Source organism: Aeromicrobium sp. A1-2, assembly GCF_003443875.1.
In the GTDB taxonomy this organism is placed as follows: domain Bacteria; phylum Actinomycetota; class Actinomycetes; order Propionibacteriales; family Nocardioidaceae; genus Aeromicrobium.
In genome coordinates this window covers 737,347-753,803 of the sequence record NZ_CP027482.1, presented here as the reverse complement: position 1 = coordinate 753,803, position 16,457 = coordinate 737,347, and the positions used below count along the sequence as shown (strand labels likewise).

The window sequence follows — 16,457 nt, the reverse complement described above, 5'->3', positions numbered from 1 at the left end:
CTGGTCTCCGATGAGGTCAGGTGGTGGTGCCTCAAGGATCAGCGAGATGCAGTCGAACGGTTAGGGCCCAACGTCCCGTCACCGACGCCAGTGGTCCCGCGGCCTGACCGGGAGAGCCGGATGGGCGGAACGGACCGCACCGCCCATCCGGACCAGCGGCTAGAGCAGGCTGCCGGAAAGTCCCCCGTCCAGGGTCAGTGCCGTGCCCGTGACCCAGCCCTGCTCGGGATCGGCGAGGAATGCCACCGCGCGGGCTACCTCCTCGGGCGTGCCGTATCGACCTTGCTTCTGCGCGATGAGACCGTCGAAACCACCAGCGGGCAGACCGAGGTAGCCCTCGAACTCCGCGGCCCGGTCCATCACGAGGTCGGTCCCGATGAAGCCGGGCAGGACTGCGTTGACCCGCACGCCGTGATCTCGCAGCTCAACCGCGAGGGTCTTGCTGAGGTTGATCACCGCCGCCTTGGCGGCCGCGTACGAGCCGACCAGCGCAGTGCCGTTGACACCTGTGACCGAGGCAATCGCGACCATGTTGCCGCCGCCGGAGGCCATGATCGCCGGAGCGGCGTAGCGAAGGCAGAGGAAGACCCCGTCCAGATTGACCGAGGTCACGGTTCGCCACGCTGCGAGATCGGTCTCGAGCAGCGGGGCGACGATCGCCACGCCTGCGTTCGGGACCATGAGGTCGAGCCGGCCCAACTGTTCCACGGCACCGTCGACCAGCGCCTTGACCTGCTCCTCGTCGCGGACGTCGCAAGGAATGCTGATGGCGCCCTCGAGCGAGGCGGCCGCGCGGTCCGATGCCTCGGCGTCGATGTCCGAGATCACGACCCGATATCCGCGCGCGGTGAGCTCGGTGGCGACCGCGAGCCCGATGCCCTTGGCCGACCCGGTGACGATCGCTGTGCGCTGCTGGGTTGAAGACATGATTCCCCTTCCGAGGGATGAGTGGTGATGGTGGTCGTGCAGGTCAGGAGCTGTCGTGCAGGACGCCGAGGATCTGCCTGCTCCTCGTCCGTCTGGCCGTCATGGCGCGGCTGAGCTCACGGTGAGCTCGGCCCCACGAAGGAGCGGAGGGTGGGCTTGTCGATCTTGCCCACCGGATTCTTGGGGAGCTCGTCGGTGAAGGAGATCTTCACCGGCAGCTTGAACGCGCTGAGAAGCACCCGACAGTGTTCGAGCAGCTCGTCTTCGTCGACCGACGATCCCGCGCGTCGAGCGATGAAGGCCACGGGAACCTCACCCAGGATCTTGTCTGCCCGCCCCACCACGGCAGCCTCCAGAACATCGGGGTGCTGGTAGAGGACCGTCTCGATCTCCTTGGGATAGATGTTCTCTCCGCCGCGGATGATCATGTCCTTCACGCGGTCGACCAGCACGAGGTAGCCGTCCTCATCGATTCGTCCGACGTCACCGGTCCGCAACCAGCCGTCCACGATCGTCCGAGCCGTCTCCTCGGGCTTGTTCAGGTAGCCGGCCATGACAGTCGGGCCCGCGATGACGACTTCGCCGACCTCGCCGGCCGGCAGATGGCGGCCCTCGGGATCGATGACGTCCACCTGCTGTCCGGGAAGCGGCGGCCCGACGGTTCCGGCCTTGCGGACGCCGTCCAGAGGGTTGATCGTCGAGGCGCACGTGGTCTCAGACAATCCGTAGCCCTCGACCAGCGTGAGCCCGAAGCGCGTCTCGAAACGTCCGATGAGCTGGGCCGGCATCGGCGCCGCTCCGCACACCGCGAAGCGCAGGGACGACGTGTCCGGGTGCACGTCATCGGGAAGGTCGCTCAGCATCGCGTAGATCGCCGGGACGGCCGAGAAGTAGGTGGGCCGAAGGCGCTCGACATCGTCAAAGAACCGGTCCCGCGAGAACTTGCCCGTGATGGAGACCTGACCGCCGGCCCGCAGGGGTGTCAGCGTCCCGAGGACGATCCCGTTGGCGTGGAAGAGCGGGAGGACCAGCATGCTGTGGTCGGCATCAGTGATGTCGAGCCACTCGATGAACGACTCGGTCATCGAGTCGAGGTTGGCGTGGGTGAGCATGACGCCCTTGGGCTGTCCGGTCGTCCCGCTCGTGTAGATCAGCAGGGCCAGGTCGTCGACCGACTCCTTCGCGGGCGCGGTGGTTGTCGCGGACGAGAGGTCCGCGAGGCCGATGGTCGCGACGCCGGCCACCGGCCCCGTCCCGTCCCGGGTCACCAGCAGCACGGACCCTGCGTCGAGCACCTGGTGGGTCGCCTCGGCGCCCGTGAGCACGGGGTTGAGCGGGTTGAGCGTCGCGCCGACGCGCCACGCCGCGAACAGCGCGACGATGAGCTCGACCCGATTGGTCAGCTGGACGGCGACGACGTCGCCGACTCCGACTCCGCGGTCGACCAGAGCACCCGCCGCCGCCGACACCCGGGCCGCGAACTGTCGATTGGTCAGGGTCGTGGAGTCGTCGGCGATCGCCGGCGCATCAGGTGCTGAAGCAGCGCGATCGTCGGGGAGGCTGGCGAAGTGCATGGCGTCCTTCTCAGTGGGTGGGTTGAGGGGAATTCGTGGGGCGGCGGATTCCCGCCGCCCCACGGATGGGTTCAGTCGATCGTCAGCACCGGCTGCTGCACGAGGCCGAAACTCATCAGCTGGCCGAGCAGCTCACGGTGTCCGAAGGCCTGGCATCCCGATGCGAAGCCGACCTTCTTGGGCGGCTGCTGCAGCAACGCGTACGCCGCGTACGCCTGGAGCAGTCCGGTCTGCTTGTAGTTCTCCCTGCCGTGGATCACGCAGTGCGCCCGACCGAGCGGGCCCGAAGCGTGCGCGGAGTCCATCGACTTGTTGATCCGCGGGTTCTCGCGGGGAGGCATCTCGCTCATGACCTGCGAGGCCGTCGCGGCCAGCGCTGCGTACTTCTCCTCGATGCCCATGCCCTCGGTCGCCTGGATTGCACCGGCCACGATCTGCGGGACGGCGAGCATCAGGCCGCGGTTGAACACACCACCCAGTGCCCTGACGTTGGCCACCCTCGGGTCGTTCTTGTACCAGACCGGGTGCGACGTGCCACCCCACGGAAGCGCCAGCGCGACTTCGTGCTGACCGGGAATGTTGAGGTGATAGTGGCCCGCCTCCGGGTCGAACGGCACATAGGCGTTCTGCTCGAGGTACTTCGCCTCGGTCAGTGCGGCGTTGAACAGGATCGTCTGGGTCGACGCGATGGTCGGGCTGCCGCCCCAGAAGACCGCGATGTCGAGGGTGTCCAGACCTGGCTGCTCGAGGGCGATCTCGGCGGCGATCTCGCCGGTCGTGTACATCTGGGCCAGCCCGGGAGAGAGCAACAGGCCGGCGGCAGCGAAGTCCGCGCCGTACTTCTCGTCGCACGTGATGACCCAGTCCTGCTCACCGGTGGTGTCGGTGTAGTGGACGCCAGCCGCCAGCGCCGCCTCGACGACCTCGGGCCCGAAACGGCTGAACGGCCCCACGGTGTTGAGGACGACGGACGCACCACTGAACAGATCAGTCAGGGCGCCGACCTCGTGCTCGACCTCGACGACCTCGTAGTTGGCGGTCTCGATGCCCGGTACCCACGACTGCATCGAGTCGGTGAGCTTGTCCTCGTCGCGGCCAGCGGCCACGAACGGGACGTTGTACTCGCGGAGGTATTCGCAGATCAGTCGACCGGTGTATCCCGATGCGCCGTAGACGACGACAGGCTTGTTGCTCATGGAGTTTCCTTTGCTTGTGGGGAGGGTGGTGTGGGGAGACGGAAGGACTACATGCCCATGCCGCCGTCGACGGACAGCGCGACACCGTTGATGAACGCCGAGTCCTCGGACGCGAGGAAGGCGACGGCGTCAGCGATGTCTTGCTCGGTCGCGAGGCGCCCGCTCGGGGTCAAGCTGACGACGGCGCCGACTGCTTCCTCGGTCGAGCCGAACAGCCCCAGCTCGGCGGTGTCGTTCGCAAGCTGGGCGCCCATCGCGTTGGGGACCAGCCCCGGGCAGATCGCGTTGACTCGAACGCCGTAGCCCATGCGCCCGGACTCGGCCGCGGCGACGCGGGACAGCCGGTCGACAGCCGACTTGGACGCCGAGTACGCAGCGATGCCCGGAAAGGCGATCGTCGCGGCGACCGAGGCAATGTTGATGATCGCGCCGCCGGCACCGGCCGGGCCCTCGGGACGCATCGTGCGGAAGGCGTGCTTGACTCCGAGCATCGTGCCCACCACGTTGATGTCGAAGATCTTGCGCGCATGATCCGGATTCAGGTCGACGAACAGCTCGGTGATCTCGATACCGGCGTTGTTGACCACCACGTCGAGTCCACCCAGCGCGGAGAGCACGTCCGGGATCGCCGCTTCCCAGGAGGCATCGTCGGCCACGTCGAGATGGACAAAGGAGACGTGGTGCGCCTGATCGGCGAGGGCGGCAACGCTGGCGGCTCCTGCCTCGGCATCGATGTCGGCGATGACCACCGCTGCGCCCTGGCCCGCCAGGGTCTCAGCCATCTTGAGTCCAAGCCCTCGGGCGCCACCAGTGATGAGGACCTTGCGGCCACTCAAATCGCATGTTGCCATCGTGTTCTTCCCTTCGTCGCGGATATGACCTCCATCACAGACAAGCCCAAATTTGGACACTTGACAAGACAAATCTGGACGATTGACCAGTAGAATGGGCGCATTCTTCCGAGCGCACAAAACCGTGCACCCGGATTGGACGAACAGACAAAGGGTGAGACGTGAGCACGCAGAACGACCGGCTCGAGAAGGCCGCGGTCGACAAGTTCGCCCGCCGGCGCGAACAGCTCGCGGCGTCCGCGCTGGCCACCCTCGCCGAGCGCGGCTACGCCCGCACCGGTTTGCGCGACATCGCCCAGAACTCCGAGTTCAGCCACGGCGTCCTGCACTACTACTTCAAGGACAAGGACGAGCTCATCCAGCACTGCGTCCGCCAGTACAAGAGCGACTGCGCAACGCACTACGACGAGATCGTCGCGACGGCGTCCACCGCGGATGAGCTGACCGACCAGTTCGCGGAGGCCATGTCTCTCACGCTTCGCGACGATGCGTCGATGCACCGCCTCTGGTACGACCTGCGCAACCAGAGCATGTTCCAGGCCGAGCTGCGTCCACTGATCGACGAGATCGATGATCTGCTGGAACAGATGATCTGGAACGTCGTGACCCGGTGCGCAGAGCTGTCGGACTCCTCGGTCGACGTCGAGTCTGCTCTCGCCTACGCGATGTACGACGGCATGTTCGAGCAGTCATTGATGGCGTTCCTGGCCGGGGACCTTGGCGCGATGGATGCCGTCGTGCGCCGGTGCAGGCGCCTGATGCACGCCATCGTCAGCTGACCTGATCAACGCAGGTCCACTGGCGCGACGCTCGGTCTGTGCTCCCGACCAAGGCACATGCCGCGTCTTGTTCGACCGTACGAACTTCCGGTCTGCGGGTTCCTTCAGCCCTCGGTCCGCTGGAGAGTGAGCGGATGACCAAGACAACAGCACCTGTGCACGTCGTCGGCGTGGGCATGATCCCGTTCAGCAAACCAGGCCGTAGCGACTCCTACGACGCCATGGGCAGTCAAGCCGCCCGACGCGCTCTGGACGACGCCGGCATTGCCCTGAGCCTCGTCGAGCAGGCCTACGTCGGCTACGTGTACGGCGACTCCGTCTCCGGGCAGGCTGCGCTGTATGGCGTGGGACCCACCGGCATCCCGGTCGTCAACGTCAACAACAACTGCGCCACAGGATCCAGCGCACTGTGGCTCGCCCGCCAGGCGATTGCCTCCGGCGCCGCCGACTGCGTCCTGGCTCTGGGCTTCGAGCAAATGACCCCTGGCGCCCTCACTTCGGTCTTCACCGACCGACCGGACGCGCTGCGCCTGTTCAACGAGACACGCGAGGCCCACCAGGGCACCCATCCGTCGGCTCCCACAGCGGCGCAGTTCTTCGGCAACGCCGGCCAGGCCTACATCGACGAGTTCGGGATGGACCCGGACACCTTGGCCCACATCTCGGTCAAGTCTCGCCGCCATGCGGCCCACAACCCCTACGCCGTCTTCACCGACCCGGTCTCGGTCGAGGAGGTCCTGGCCTCGCCCACCATCCACGGGCCTCTCACCCGCTTGCAGTGCTGCCCGCCGACGTGCGGCGCCGCGGCAGCGATCCTCTGCAGCGCGGAGTTTGCCCGCAAGCATGGGCTCGACGCCTCGGTGCGCATCCGCGCCCAGGCCATGACGTCGGACACCCCGGAGTCGTTCGCCGGGGACCCAAGGATGCTGGTCGGCTACGGTATCGCTCGCGCGGCCGCCGATGCGGTCTACGAGGAGTCCGGCGTGGACCCCGAGGACATCCCCGTCGTAGAGCTCCACGACTGCTTCACCACGAATGAGCTGCTGAGCTACGAGGCGCTGCGTCTGACGCCCGAGGGCACGGCCGAGAAGTTCATCCTGTCGGGAGACAACACGTACGGCGGTCGCGTCGTGACGAACCCGTCCGGCGGTCTGCTGTCGAAGGGACACCCGCTCGGCGCGACCGGTCTCGCGCAGTGCGCCGAGCTCGTCTGGCAGCTACGCGGTCAGGCCGGCGGGCGTCAGGTCGAGAACGCGAGGCTCGCGCTCCAGCACAACCTCGGACTGGGTAGCGCCTGCGTCGTCACGCTCTACGAGAAGGTCTGAGACCTCCACCTACCGCGTGGCGGCAAAGAGGTCGCGGCGCCACTCCAGGATGCTCAGAGCGAGCATCGTGTCGTGGCTGTTGCCGACTCGCGGTCGGTGCGGGTCGATCGTCTGGAGCGCCTGCTCGATGCGGTAGCGCACGGTGTTGCGGTGGACGTGGAGCCTTTCCGCCGTCAGCGTGTGATCGCCACTGAGCTCCAGGAACGCCAGCATCGTCTCGCGGAGGCCGTCGTTGCGTTCCCCGGGCTCGGAGAGCCCGCCCAGCACACGACGAACGAAGTCCTGCTGCTCCACGGGGTCGTTCCTCAGCATCGCCACGGCGGCGACCTCGGTGAAGTCGACGGCCCTCCGGTTCGGGTGGCTCGCCGCGAGCTCCTTGGTGCGGGCCGCTTGGTGGATGCTGCGCCTGAAGCCTTCGACACCCGCAAGAGTCGTGCCCCAGGCCAGCCGGACCGGGACGCGCTGCTCGCGCAACCAGGTGGCGACGTCGTTGACATCCAGTCTGTCGGCTGGCCGGGACGCGAACCACGCTCTGGCCTCGTGCTCCCCCGTCGCCACCATCATGTGCGGGCGGCGGGCGCCCAGCGACTTGACGATGAACGCCGACACGAGGTCGAAAGCATGCAGGCTGTCGGCCCGGTTGACGACGTCGTCACTCCACACCTCGACGGCCAGGTGGCTGCCCTTCAACGGATAGCCGAGCACCGCCTCCGCCTGATCGATGTCGGTGACATCGCCGGCCAGCAGCTCTCCGATCCAGTGCTGTCGCATGCCGCTGCGGCTGCGCACCCACCGATCGCGCTCCTGCTCGTACTCACGGGCCACGATGTCGCAGATCCGATCGATGAACTGGGCGACCCGCGTCACGATGTCGCTGAGCACGGAGATCTCATAGCGCTCGCCAAGCTCGGCAGCGACCTCGAGACACATCTCGGTGAATCGTGCCTGCCCGAACCGGTAGGCCCGCATGAGCGAGGCCATCGAGACGTCATTCTGGGCGAGCCTGCGGGCGTACTGCACCGCACCGGGCGGTGCGGTGACCGTCGTCGGGTCCTGCCCCTCGTAGAGGGTCTGGATCAGCAGCAAGGTGTTCTCGCTGATGCTCGCGCCGAGCAGATGGGCTGTCGACTCATCGGCGACGAGCTCGGCGATCGCATCACCGGTGTAGGTCGTCAGCTCCTCGACGAATTCGCGGCGCCGGGTCAGGACCTCCCGCATGATCTCCTCGACGCGACCCTCGCCGTCGCCGCCGGTCAACCCTGTCGGTTCCACCGTCATGACAGTCTCCTGGCTCCGGTCACGATGTCGCCTCCAACGTGGTCATGGTGGTGCACCACCAGTTCTCGAACCGCGTGAGCGGTCGTGGCGCCGATCCGGTCGGTCACCTCGGGAGGTGCGCTCGGCCGATCCGATGATCCGCTCGGTCGCCTCGCACGCGGGGTGCTGAGAAAAGCGAGCGTATGCGCAGATCGGCCGCGTGTCACTCTCCGCCCCGGGACGGCCCCGCGCTCGGTCCCGGCCCGGCCGCGCAGGTCACGTGGCGCAGCGGGTCGCTGGCGTCCTGACCAGCCGGCGCAGCGGCAACGTGCGGTACAACTGGTCGGTGAGCAACTCCAGTGCGCTGCAGGCGTGGATCGTCGAGGCGCTGTCGGCCGTGGGCGGATCAGGGAAATTCCTCGACGTGTCGAAGCAGGTCTGGTCGCGACACCGCGCCGAGCTGGAGTCGACCGGCGACCTGGTCTACGTCTGGCAGCTCGAGCTGCGCGAGACCGCCTCGATGATGGCGGCCGCCGCGGAGCTCCTGGTCGACGGCGACGTCTGGGCGCTGCCGACCGGTGCGATCGCACGGGTCAAACCGGGGCGTTGGACCGAGGACGACGTCAGGGTGGCCGTCGAGGCGTACGCATCGATGCTTCGCGACACCCTCGACGGCCGACCCACCCGGCGCAGGGAGGCCGCCGCCGTTGTCGTGTCGTCCACCGGGCGGACCAGCTCGATGGTCGAGGCGATGTTCGCGAACATCTCCGCGGTGGTGCAGGAGCTCGGCCTCGACCACCTGCCGGCGTACCCGCCCCGATCCAATGTCCCGGCCGGCGTGCGACCGGCCGTGCGCGAGTCGCTGGCCGACCTCATCCACGCCTGACCCGCCGGCATCGTCGCCGAGCATCAGCCGTCCTGCGGAACCATCCGGGAACGCACCTCGTCGAGGCGCTGCGCCGCGATGACCCTGAAGTCCTCGAGGAGTGACACGTCGTCGACGACCGCGGGCGAGACGACCTGGGCCAGCTCGACACCCTGGATCAGCCGCTTGATCGGCACCTCGAGCTTCTTGCCGGTGCGGGTGTGAGGGATGCCCCGCACGGCGATGATCTCGTCTGGCACGTGCCTCGGCGACGCCATCTCACGGATCCGGGTGCGCATCGTCGAGACCGTGACGTCATCGAGCTCGACCCCGGGCTGCAGCACGACGAACAGCGGCATCCAATAGCCCCCGTCGATCTCCTCCGCGCCGATCACGAGCGCCTCGGCGACCTCTGGCATCGACTCGACCGCGGCGTAGATGTCTGCCGAACCCATGCGCACGCCGTGCCGGTTGAGAGTCGAGTCCGACCGACCGTGCACGATCACGCTGCCGCGGTCGGAGATCGTGATCCAGTCACCGTGCCGCCACACACCGGGAAACGTCTCGAAGTAGGCCGCACGGTACTTCGACCCGTCGGCATCGGCCCAGAAGTGGATCGGCATGCTTGGCATGGGGTGGGTCACCACGAGCTCGCCGACGCGATCCACGACCCGTCGGCCCTCGTCGTCCCACGCCTCGACCGCGACGCCGAGGCCACGGACCGGCAGCTCACCCGCCCATACCGGCACGTTGGGCGCGCCCAGGGCGAACGCCCCTGCCACGTCGGTGCCCCCGGACATCGAGAACAGCGGCAGGTCGCCGACCTCCTGCGTGACGTAGTCGAACGCTCGCTCGGGGAGGGGCGCTCCGGTGCTGCCCATGATGCGCAGGGCACTCAGGTCGTGCTGGGCGGCGGGTCGCACACCCGCGTCCTGAGAGGCGGCCAGGAATCCAGGACTGGTTCCGAAGATCGTGACCTGCTGCTCGGCCACCAGGTTCCACAGAGACCGCGGACCGGTCGCCATCGGGGCCCCGTCGAAGCACACGACGGACGACCCGGCGCCCAGCGCGGCGAGCACCGTGTTCCACATGACCCAGCTGGGCGAGGTGTACCACGTGTAGCGGTCGGTCGCGCGAAGGTCCCAGTTGAGCCCCAGCATCTGGACCTGCTCCACCAGGACCCCGCCGTGGGAGTGCACGATGCCCTTGGGCAGCCCGGTCGTGCCCGACGAGAACAGCACCCACAGCGGGTGGCCGAACGGGGTGTCGACCGGCTCGAAGGGCACGTCGTCGCCGACGGCGACCGCGAAGTCGATCGTGTCGTCAAGGCCGTGTCCCAGACGCGTGACCCCGATGACATGACGCACGGTGGGCAGGTTCGAGCGCAGCTCGGTGACGGAGGCACGCTGGTCCCGCGGAATGCCGTTGAAGACGTGTCCGTCGGCCGCGAACAGCAGCACCGGCTCGAGCTGGGCGAACCTGTCGGTCGCAGCCTGTGCGGCGTAGTCCTGGCCGACTCCCGACCAGATTGCGCCGAGAGAGGCGGTCGCGAGACCTGCTACCAGCGTCTCGCCGATGTTGGGCAGGAAGCTGGCGACGACATCGCCCTCCCGCACGCCGAGTCGGCGCATCGTCGCGGCAAGGCTGGCGACCTGACGACGCAGCCCGCCCCACGTGATCTCGACCGGCGCCCCGGTCTCCCCCACCGTGACGATCGCGACCTCACCGTCGTCCGATCGGGGACGCAGGATGTACTCGGCGACGTTGGCACGGGCGTGCGGGAACCATTCGGCACCCGGCATCCGCCGATCGATCAGCACCTCGTCGTCGGGAACCGGATCACCTATCTCGTAGTACTCCCACACCGCGGCCCAGAACTGCTCGAGATGATCGACCGACCACTGCCACATCTGGTCGTACGTGCCGACGTCGAGCCCTCGGGTCTCGCGCAGCCAGCTCGCGAAACGAGCGATGTTCGTGTCGGCGACGTCGTCGGCCGACGGCGTCCAGACTGTGCGTGCGGTCGAGGTCATGGCGCTCCTTGGTCGTGGTTCGGCACGTCTGGACGAGTCGCTGAGTCGGACTCAGCCACGACCCGCACCGAACACCGGCTGCCGCTTCTCGACAAAGGCCCTGACCGCGGCGACGTGGTCGTCGCTCAGGCCGGCCGTCTTGTGCCGCGGCACCTCGGCGTCCATCGAGGCCTCCAGATCGACCATCGGCGCCTCGATCAGGTTCTGCTTCATCGATGCGAGCGCGAGCTGTGGGCCGTTCGCGAGCTGCTCGGCGATCTCCGCGGTCCTTGCCTCCAGCTCGTCCTCGCCCACGACCCAGTTGAGCAGGCCCAGCTCCAGGCACTGCTCGGCCTTGATGCGCGGGTTGAGGAACATCAGCTCGCGTGCCTTGGCCGGGCCGACGGCCCGTTCCAGCAGCCATGCCACGCCGAAGTCGCCGGAGAGCCCGACCGCAGCGAACGCCGTGGCGATCAGGGCTCGGGGTCCGCCGATGCGTAGATCGGCGGCCAGCGCGAGGCCGACGCCGGCTCCCGCAGCGGCACCAGGCAGGGCCGCGAGAACGGGCTTGTGGCACCGGTAGATGCGGCCGACGGTGTCCCGCTGAGCCTGCTGCTGCTGCGCGACCGCAACCGGGTCGATCGTCTGCGCTCCCCCGCCTTCGCCGCCCTTCTCGTCGAACCCCTGCACATCGCCACCTGCACAGAAGGCATTGCCGGCGCCGGTCAGCACGATGGCGCCGATCTCGTCGGAGGCCTCCATCGCGGCGAGCAGGTCGGCGAGCCCGCTGATCATCGCGTCGGACATCGCGTTGCGCCGATCGGGACGGTTGAGGGTGATCGTGCCGACGCCGTTACGCACGACGCCGAACACGTCGTCCTCAGGTCCGGTTCCAGCAAAGCTCATGGCACTGTCCTTGATGTCCTCGGAGCTCACAGCGCAACCTCGAACAGTCCGGCCGCACCCATGCCGCCACCGATGCACATCGAGATGACGACATAGCGCGCGTTACGACGCTTGCCCTCGAGCAGCGCGTGCCCCACGAGGCGTGCGCCGGTCATGCCGTACGGGTGACCGACCGAGATCGCGCCACCGTCGACGTTGAAACGCTCGGGATCGATGTCGAGCTCGTTGCGGCAGTAGAGCGCCTGCGAGGCGAAGGCCTCGTTGAGCTCCCAAAGGCCGATGTCGTCGACCGTGAGACCGTGCTGCTTGAGCAGCTTGGGGATCGCGAACACCGGGCCGATCCCCATCTCGTCGGGATCGCATCCGGCCACCGACATGCCGCGATACGTGCCCAGGATGTCGAGCCCGCGTTGCTGTGCGTGGCCGGCCTCCATCAGGACCGCCGCAGATGCGCCGTCGGAGAGCTGTGAGGCATTGCCCGCCGTCACGCTGGCAACCTCGGTCACCGCTCCGTCGGGCAGGACAGGCTTCAGCCCGCGCAGCGAGTCCAGCGTCGTCGACGACCGGTTGCCCTCGTCCTGGGTCAGCGTGACCCGCTCCTCGCTGGTCTCGCCCGTGGTGCGGTCCGTGACGATCTTGACCGTCTCGAGCGGCACGATCTCTGCATCGAAGCGGCCGGCAGCCTGGGCCGCGGCGACGCGCTGCTGCGAGAGCAGGCTGAACTCGTCCTGTGCGTCCCGGCTGATGCCGTAGCGCTCCGCGACGAGCTCGGCGGTCTGGAGCATCGGCATGTAGATGTCGGGGCGGTGCTCCACGAGCCAGGGGTCCTCGGCGCGCAACGTGTTCATCTTGTCGTTCTGGACCAACGAGATCGACTCGACCCCGGCCCCCACGGCGATGTTCATGCCGTCGTGGGTGATCTGCTTGGCGGCTGTGGCGATCGCCATCAGGCCCGACGCGCACTGACGATCCATCGTCATGCCCGGCACGGAGGTCGGAAATCCGGCGCGGAGGACCGCCTGACGAGCGATGTTGAACCCCGAGCTTCCCTGCTGCATGGCCGCTCCGAAGATCACGTCCTCGACCTCGCCGCCCTCGATTCCGGCGCGGCTCACCGCAGCACCCAACGCGTGGGCGGCAAGCTCTTGTGCCTGGGTGTTGTTGAAGGCTCCCCGGTAGGCCTTGCCGATCGGGGTGCGCGCAGTCGAAACGACGACGGCTTCTCTCATGTCGGTTTCCCTATCTCTTTGAATCTCTTGCCGCATACGCGAAGTGGACTAACATGAATCTAACGTCGACTTCAACTTAGGCCCCGGGACCGGCATCGTCAACCAGCACGAGCCCCGCCCGACGCCGCCACGCGAGAACGGTTGTCCCGAGATCATGGCCCTGTCCACCAGGCACACGCCGACCACATCTGCCATCGAGACCGCCCGGCCAGTACTGGTTCTGGTGCTGTCGATGCTTGCCATGGTCACCGCCCTGCTCCAGACCATGGTGGTTCCGGTCCTCCACCAGATCGGCGATGCCCTGAACGTCTCGGCGTCCGCGGTCGGCTGGGCCGTGACGGTCAACCTGCTGGCCGCCGCCGTCTTCACACCCATACTCAGCAAGGTCGGCGACATCCACGGCCGCAGGCGGGTCCTGATCGGGATCCTCGTCACGGTCGCGGCCGGATCACTGCTGGCCGCCGTCACGAGCTCGCTCGCGATGCTGCTGATCGCCCGTGCCATGCAGGGCGTGTCGTTCGGCCTCTTCCCCCTGTCGATCGGCATCCTTCGTGCCTCGTTGCCCGCGCACCGGCTCTCGTCGTCCATGGCGATCGTCAGCGGGGCGATCGGCGTCGGAGGTGGCGTGGGGCTCGTCCTGACGGGTCTGGTCCTGCGCGACGGCGGCGACTACCGGCGCATGTTCTGGCTCGCACTGGTGGTCGCGCTGGTCCTGGTGGTGTGCGCCCTCGGGACGGTCCCGGCAGACGACCCACACCGGCATGGGCGCGTCGACTGGATCGGCGGGTTGCTGCTCGGCCTCAGCCTGGTCCTGCTCCTGCTCCCGTTGTCACAGGGCCACGAGTGGGGTTGGAGAAGCACCGCCACGATCGGCAGCTTCGCCGGATCGGTCGCAACGTTCGTCCTCTGGGGCATCGTCGAACGACACGTGCGCGAGCCGCTGGTCCCGCTGGAGATGCTGCGCAACCGGGCGCTGATGGCGACCCATGCGGCCGGCATGTTCATCGGCTTCGGCATGTTCACGACGTTCCTCGTGATCTCTGCCTTCGTACAGGTCCCGCGAGAGCTCGGCTACGGGTTCTCGGCATCCGTGCTCCAGACCAGCTGCATCTACCTCGTCCCGGCGGCTACCATCGGCATCATCACCGCGCCGCTGGGCGGATACCTCCTGGAGAGACTGAGCGGCCGCACGACCCTGATCATCGCCTCCACACTGGGCCTGGTCGGCTTCGCCCAGATGGCCGTGCTGCACTCCCAGAGCTGGCACCTGATCCTCGGTGGCGTCATCACCAACGGCGCCTTCAGCATGGGCTACGCAGCGCTGCCGGCGCTTGTCGTTGCGGAGGTGCGTCCCGAGGAGACGGCCATCGCCAACGGCGTCAACTCGATCGCCCGGTCGATCGGCAGCGCCCTGGGCAGCGCCCTGGTCATCACCCTGCTCAGCAGCCGGATCCTCGCCAACGGCCACTCGCCGGAGTCGTCGTTCATCACCGTGTTCATCGTCGGATCGATCGCCATGCTCACCAGCATCCTGATCGTCGTCCTGGGCATGCGCCCCAGCACGAACGGGACCGATCCGCGCAGTGCCGAGGAGATCGAACGCGAGCACGCCCTCTCCCTCGGCGCGGAGTGGGCCATCTTCACCGAGGATCGTCCTAGTTGAATCCGACGTCAGTTTCGCATAACATCCCCGTACGACTCCGTCCCGCGATGCCACGAAAGTTGACCCCGTGACCACTACCGCACAACAGGTTCTGCTCAAGCAACGCCCTGTCGGACTCACCGACGAACAGACCTGGGAGTACGTCTCGACCGAGCTGCCGGCGCTCGAGGACGGCGAGTTCCTGATCAAGGTCGACTACTTGTCGATGGACCCGGCGATGCGCGGCTGGCTGAACGACGTCCGCTCCTACGTCCCACCGGTGCAGATCGGCGCCGTCATGCGCGCCTTCGGCATCGGCACCGTCACCGAGTCACGCCATGAACAGTTCGCTGTCGGCGAGACCGTGATGGGGATCTTCGGCGCCACCGACCATGTGATCAGCACCGGCAAGGACGTCACCCGCGCCGACCTGGCGGTCGCGGCAGCCCCGACCTGGCTGGGAACCCTGGGCATGCCGGGCATGACCGCATACTTCGGGCTCCTGGAGGTCGGCAAGGTCACCTCCGGTGACACTGTGGTCGTCTCCGGCGCCGCAGGTGCCGTCGGCAGCGTCGTCGGGCAGATCGCCAAGGCCAAGGGCGCGACGGTCATCGGGATCGCCGGCGGCCCCCAGAAGTGCCAGTGGCTGACCGAGACCCTCGGGTTCGACGCAGCGATCGACTACAAGAACGAGTCGGTGTCACGCCGCCTGCGAGAGATCGCCCCCACCGGCATCAACGTGTTCTTCGACAACGTCGGTGGGGAGATCCTCGACGCAGCGCTGGCCAATCTGACCCTCGGCGCGCGAGTCGTCATCTGCGGGGGCATCTCGGCCTACAACGAGTCCAAGCTCCCGCCCGGACCGTCGCGCTACATGTCGCTGCTGGTCTTCCGCGCCACGATGACCGGCTTCCTCGTCTTCGACTTCGAGGACCGCTACCCCGAGGCGGTCACGCAGATGTCCTCGTGGCTCGAGGACGGGACGCTGATCCCGCGCGAGCAGGTGGTCGAGGGTGGCATCGCAGCCTTCGGAGACGCCCTCCAGCTGCTGTTCACCGGCGGCAACACCGGGAAGCTGGTGCTCAGGGTATGAGCGCGATCGACGACCTCTTCGGCCTCGAGGGCAAGGTGGCCATCGTCACCGGCGGCAGCCGCGGGATCGGTCTGATGGCCGCACGCGGCCTGCTCCAGGCCGGCGCCCGGGTCTACGTCGCTTCGCGCAAGAGCGACGCCGTCGCTGCGGCCGTCACCGAGCTCGAGGAGTTCGGCCCGGTCACGGGCCTCTCGGCCGACCTGTCCACCGAGAACGGTTGCACGGCATTCGCCGCCGAGATCATGGCGCGCGAGGATCACATCGACATCCTCGTCAACAATGCCGGCGCGACCTGGGGCGCCGCGCTCGAGGACTTCCCGGCCGCCGCCTGGGACCGGGTCTTCAACGTCAACGTCAAGGCTCCCTTCTTCCTCACCCAGGCCTTCCTACCACTGCTGGAGAGGTCCGGCAGCCAGGACGATCCTGCGCGGATCATCAACATCGGCTCGATCGACGCCATCCACACACCACAGCACGAGGCGTACTCCTACGGCCCGAGCAAGGCCGCGGTCCACCAGCTGACCCGGGTCCTTGCCGCCAAGCTCGGCGAGAAGTGGATCACGGTCAACGCGATCGCGCCGGGGCCGTTCGAGTCCAAGATGATGGCGTCGCGGCTCGCGGAGTCTCGCGACGAGATCGCGGCACACTCCCGACTGAACCGGATCGGACGCCCCGACGACATCGCCGGGGGCGTCGTGTTCCTGTCCAGCCGGGCGGGTTCGTACCTGACCGGCGCGATCATCCCGATCGATGGTGGGATCGCCACCACGGTCGGAAGCTGATCCGCGCCGATCGCGTCAC

At 67.6% G+C, this 16,457-nt stretch carries 14 protein-coding genes; 6 read left to right on the top strand and 8 right to left on the bottom strand.

Annotated features, from left to right (window positions below; translation table 11 throughout):
• Positions 1-159: 159 nt before the first annotated feature.
• The 4 genes from C6I20_RS03710 to C6I20_RS03695 form a co-directional block, all read right to left on the bottom strand.
• A complete protein-coding gene (locus tag C6I20_RS03710; RefSeq protein WP_118394731.1) occupies positions 160-927 on the bottom strand; it encodes an SDR family NAD(P)-dependent oxidoreductase in 768 nt (255 codons plus the stop codon).
• A 116-nt stretch (positions 928-1,043) separates the two neighbouring features.
• On the bottom strand, positions 1,044-2,501 hold the full coding sequence (locus C6I20_RS03705; RefSeq protein ID WP_118394730.1) for a class I adenylate-forming enzyme family protein: 1,458 nt from the start codon (positions 2,499-2,501) through the stop codon (positions 1,044-1,046).
• A 71-nt stretch (positions 2,502-2,572) separates the two neighbouring features.
• Entirely contained in the window at positions 2,573-3,697 is a 1,125-nt protein-coding gene (locus tag C6I20_RS03700) for a DUF5938 domain-containing protein (protein WP_118394729.1), read from the bottom strand.
• 47 nt (positions 3,698-3,744) lie between these two features.
• The gene (locus tag C6I20_RS03695) at positions 3,745-4,548 is read right to left on the bottom strand and encodes an SDR family NAD(P)-dependent oxidoreductase (protein WP_118394728.1); all 804 of its coding nucleotides are present in this window, start codon (positions 4,546-4,548) and stop codon (positions 3,745-3,747) included.
• A 161-nt stretch (positions 4,549-4,709) separates the two neighbouring features.
• Here C6I20_RS03695 and C6I20_RS03690 point away from each other — a divergent pair, with 161 nt between their 5' ends.
• Entirely contained in the window at positions 4,710-5,327 is a 618-nt protein-coding gene (locus C6I20_RS03690; RefSeq protein WP_118394727.1) for a TetR/AcrR family transcriptional regulator, read from the top strand.
• Positions 5,328-5,461: 134 nt separating this feature from the next.
• Positions 5,462-6,652: a lipid-transfer protein gene (locus C6I20_RS03685; protein ID WP_118394726.1), complete on the top strand. Its 1,191-nt coding sequence runs from the start codon at positions 5,462-5,464 to the stop codon at positions 6,650-6,652.
• Positions 6,653-6,661: 9 nt separating this feature from the next.
• Here the strand turns inward: C6I20_RS03685 and C6I20_RS03680 are convergent, their stop codons facing one another.
• Positions 6,662-7,930, bottom strand: coding sequence for a CdaR family transcriptional regulator (locus C6I20_RS03680; protein ID WP_118394725.1), 1,269 nt, complete (start codon positions 7,928-7,930; stop codon positions 6,662-6,664).
• A gap of 325 nt (positions 7,931-8,255) precedes the next feature.
• Here C6I20_RS03680 and C6I20_RS03675 point away from each other — a divergent pair, with 325 nt between their 5' ends.
• On the top strand, positions 8,256-8,795 hold the full coding sequence (locus C6I20_RS03675) for a hypothetical protein (protein WP_162891094.1): 540 nt from the start codon (positions 8,256-8,258) through the stop codon (positions 8,793-8,795).
• Between the two features lie 23 nt (positions 8,796-8,818).
• On the opposite strand, the gene C6I20_RS03670 is transcribed toward C6I20_RS03675, so the two are convergent.
• From C6I20_RS03670 to C6I20_RS03660, 3 genes are read right to left on the bottom strand one after another with little or no spacing between them, the layout of a single operon-like run.
• Entirely contained in the window at positions 8,819-10,807 is a 1,989-nt protein-coding gene (locus C6I20_RS03670; protein ID WP_118394723.1) for an acetoacetate--CoA ligase, read from the bottom strand.
• Between the two features lie 51 nt (positions 10,808-10,858).
• Entirely contained in the window at positions 10,859-11,692 is an 834-nt protein-coding gene (locus tag C6I20_RS03665; RefSeq protein WP_118398564.1) for an enoyl-CoA hydratase-related protein, read from the bottom strand.
• A gap of 26 nt (positions 11,693-11,718) precedes the next feature.
• Entirely contained in the window at positions 11,719-12,921 is a 1,203-nt protein-coding gene (locus tag C6I20_RS03660; protein ID WP_118394722.1) for an acetyl-CoA C-acyltransferase, read from the bottom strand.
• Positions 12,922-13,075: 154 nt separating this feature from the next.
• On the opposite strand from C6I20_RS03660, the gene C6I20_RS03655 reads away from it, so the two are divergent.
• The 3 genes from C6I20_RS03655 to C6I20_RS03645 all read left to right on the top strand — a co-directional run bounded on the left by C6I20_RS03655 (position 13,076) and on the right by C6I20_RS03645 (position 16,438).
• Positions 13,076-14,584: an MFS transporter gene (locus tag C6I20_RS03655; RefSeq protein WP_118394721.1), complete on the top strand. Its 1,509-nt coding sequence runs from the start codon at positions 13,076-13,078 to the stop codon at positions 14,582-14,584.
• 67 nt (positions 14,585-14,651) lie between these two features.
• On the top strand, positions 14,652-15,656 hold the full coding sequence (locus tag C6I20_RS03650) for an NADP-dependent oxidoreductase (protein ID WP_118394720.1): 1,005 nt from the start codon (positions 14,652-14,654) through the stop codon (positions 15,654-15,656).
• Complete coding sequence (locus C6I20_RS03645; protein WP_118394719.1) at positions 15,653-16,438, top strand: SDR family oxidoreductase; 786 nt, start codon at positions 15,653-15,655, stop codon at positions 16,436-16,438. The genes C6I20_RS03650 and C6I20_RS03645 overlap by 4 nt, the downstream gene beginning before the upstream one ends.
• Positions 16,439-16,457 lie beyond the last annotated feature (19 nt).

Coding starts and splice junctions, on each gene's coding strand:
- C6I20_RS03710 (WP_118394731.1), bottom strand. CDS start 927: ATGTCTTCAACCCAGCAGCGCACAGCGATCGTCACCGGGTCGGCCAAG.
- C6I20_RS03705 (WP_118394730.1), bottom strand. CDS start 2,501: ATGCACTTCGCCAGCCTCCCCGACGATCGCGCTGCTTCAGCACCTGAT.
- C6I20_RS03700 (WP_118394729.1), bottom strand. CDS start 3,697: ATGAGCAACAAGCCTGTCGTCGTCTACGGCGCATCGGGATACACCGGT.
- C6I20_RS03695 (WP_118394728.1), bottom strand. CDS start 4,548: ATGGCAACATGCGATTTGAGTGGCCGCAAGGTCCTCATCACTGGTGGC.
- C6I20_RS03685 (WP_118394726.1), top strand. CDS start 5,462: ATGACCAAGACAACAGCACCTGTGCACGTCGTCGGCGTGGGCATGATC.
- C6I20_RS03680 (WP_118394725.1), bottom strand. CDS start 7,930: ATGACGGTGGAACCGACAGGGTTGACCGGCGGCGACGGCGAGGGTCGC.
- C6I20_RS03670 (WP_118394723.1), bottom strand. CDS start 10,807: ATGACCTCGACCGCACGCACAGTCTGGACGCCGTCGGCCGACGACGTC.
- C6I20_RS03665 (WP_118398564.1), bottom strand. CDS start 11,692: ATGAGCTTTGCTGGAACCGGACCTGAGGACGACGTGTTCGGCGTCGTG.
- C6I20_RS03660 (WP_118394722.1), bottom strand. CDS start 12,921: ATGAGAGAAGCCGTCGTCGTTTCGACTGCGCGCACCCCGATCGGCAAG.
- C6I20_RS03655 (WP_118394721.1), top strand. CDS start 13,076: ATGGCCCTGTCCACCAGGCACACGCCGACCACATCTGCCATCGAGACC.
- C6I20_RS03645 (WP_118394719.1), top strand. CDS start 15,653: ATGAGCGCGATCGACGACCTCTTCGGCCTCGAGGGCAAGGTGGCCATC.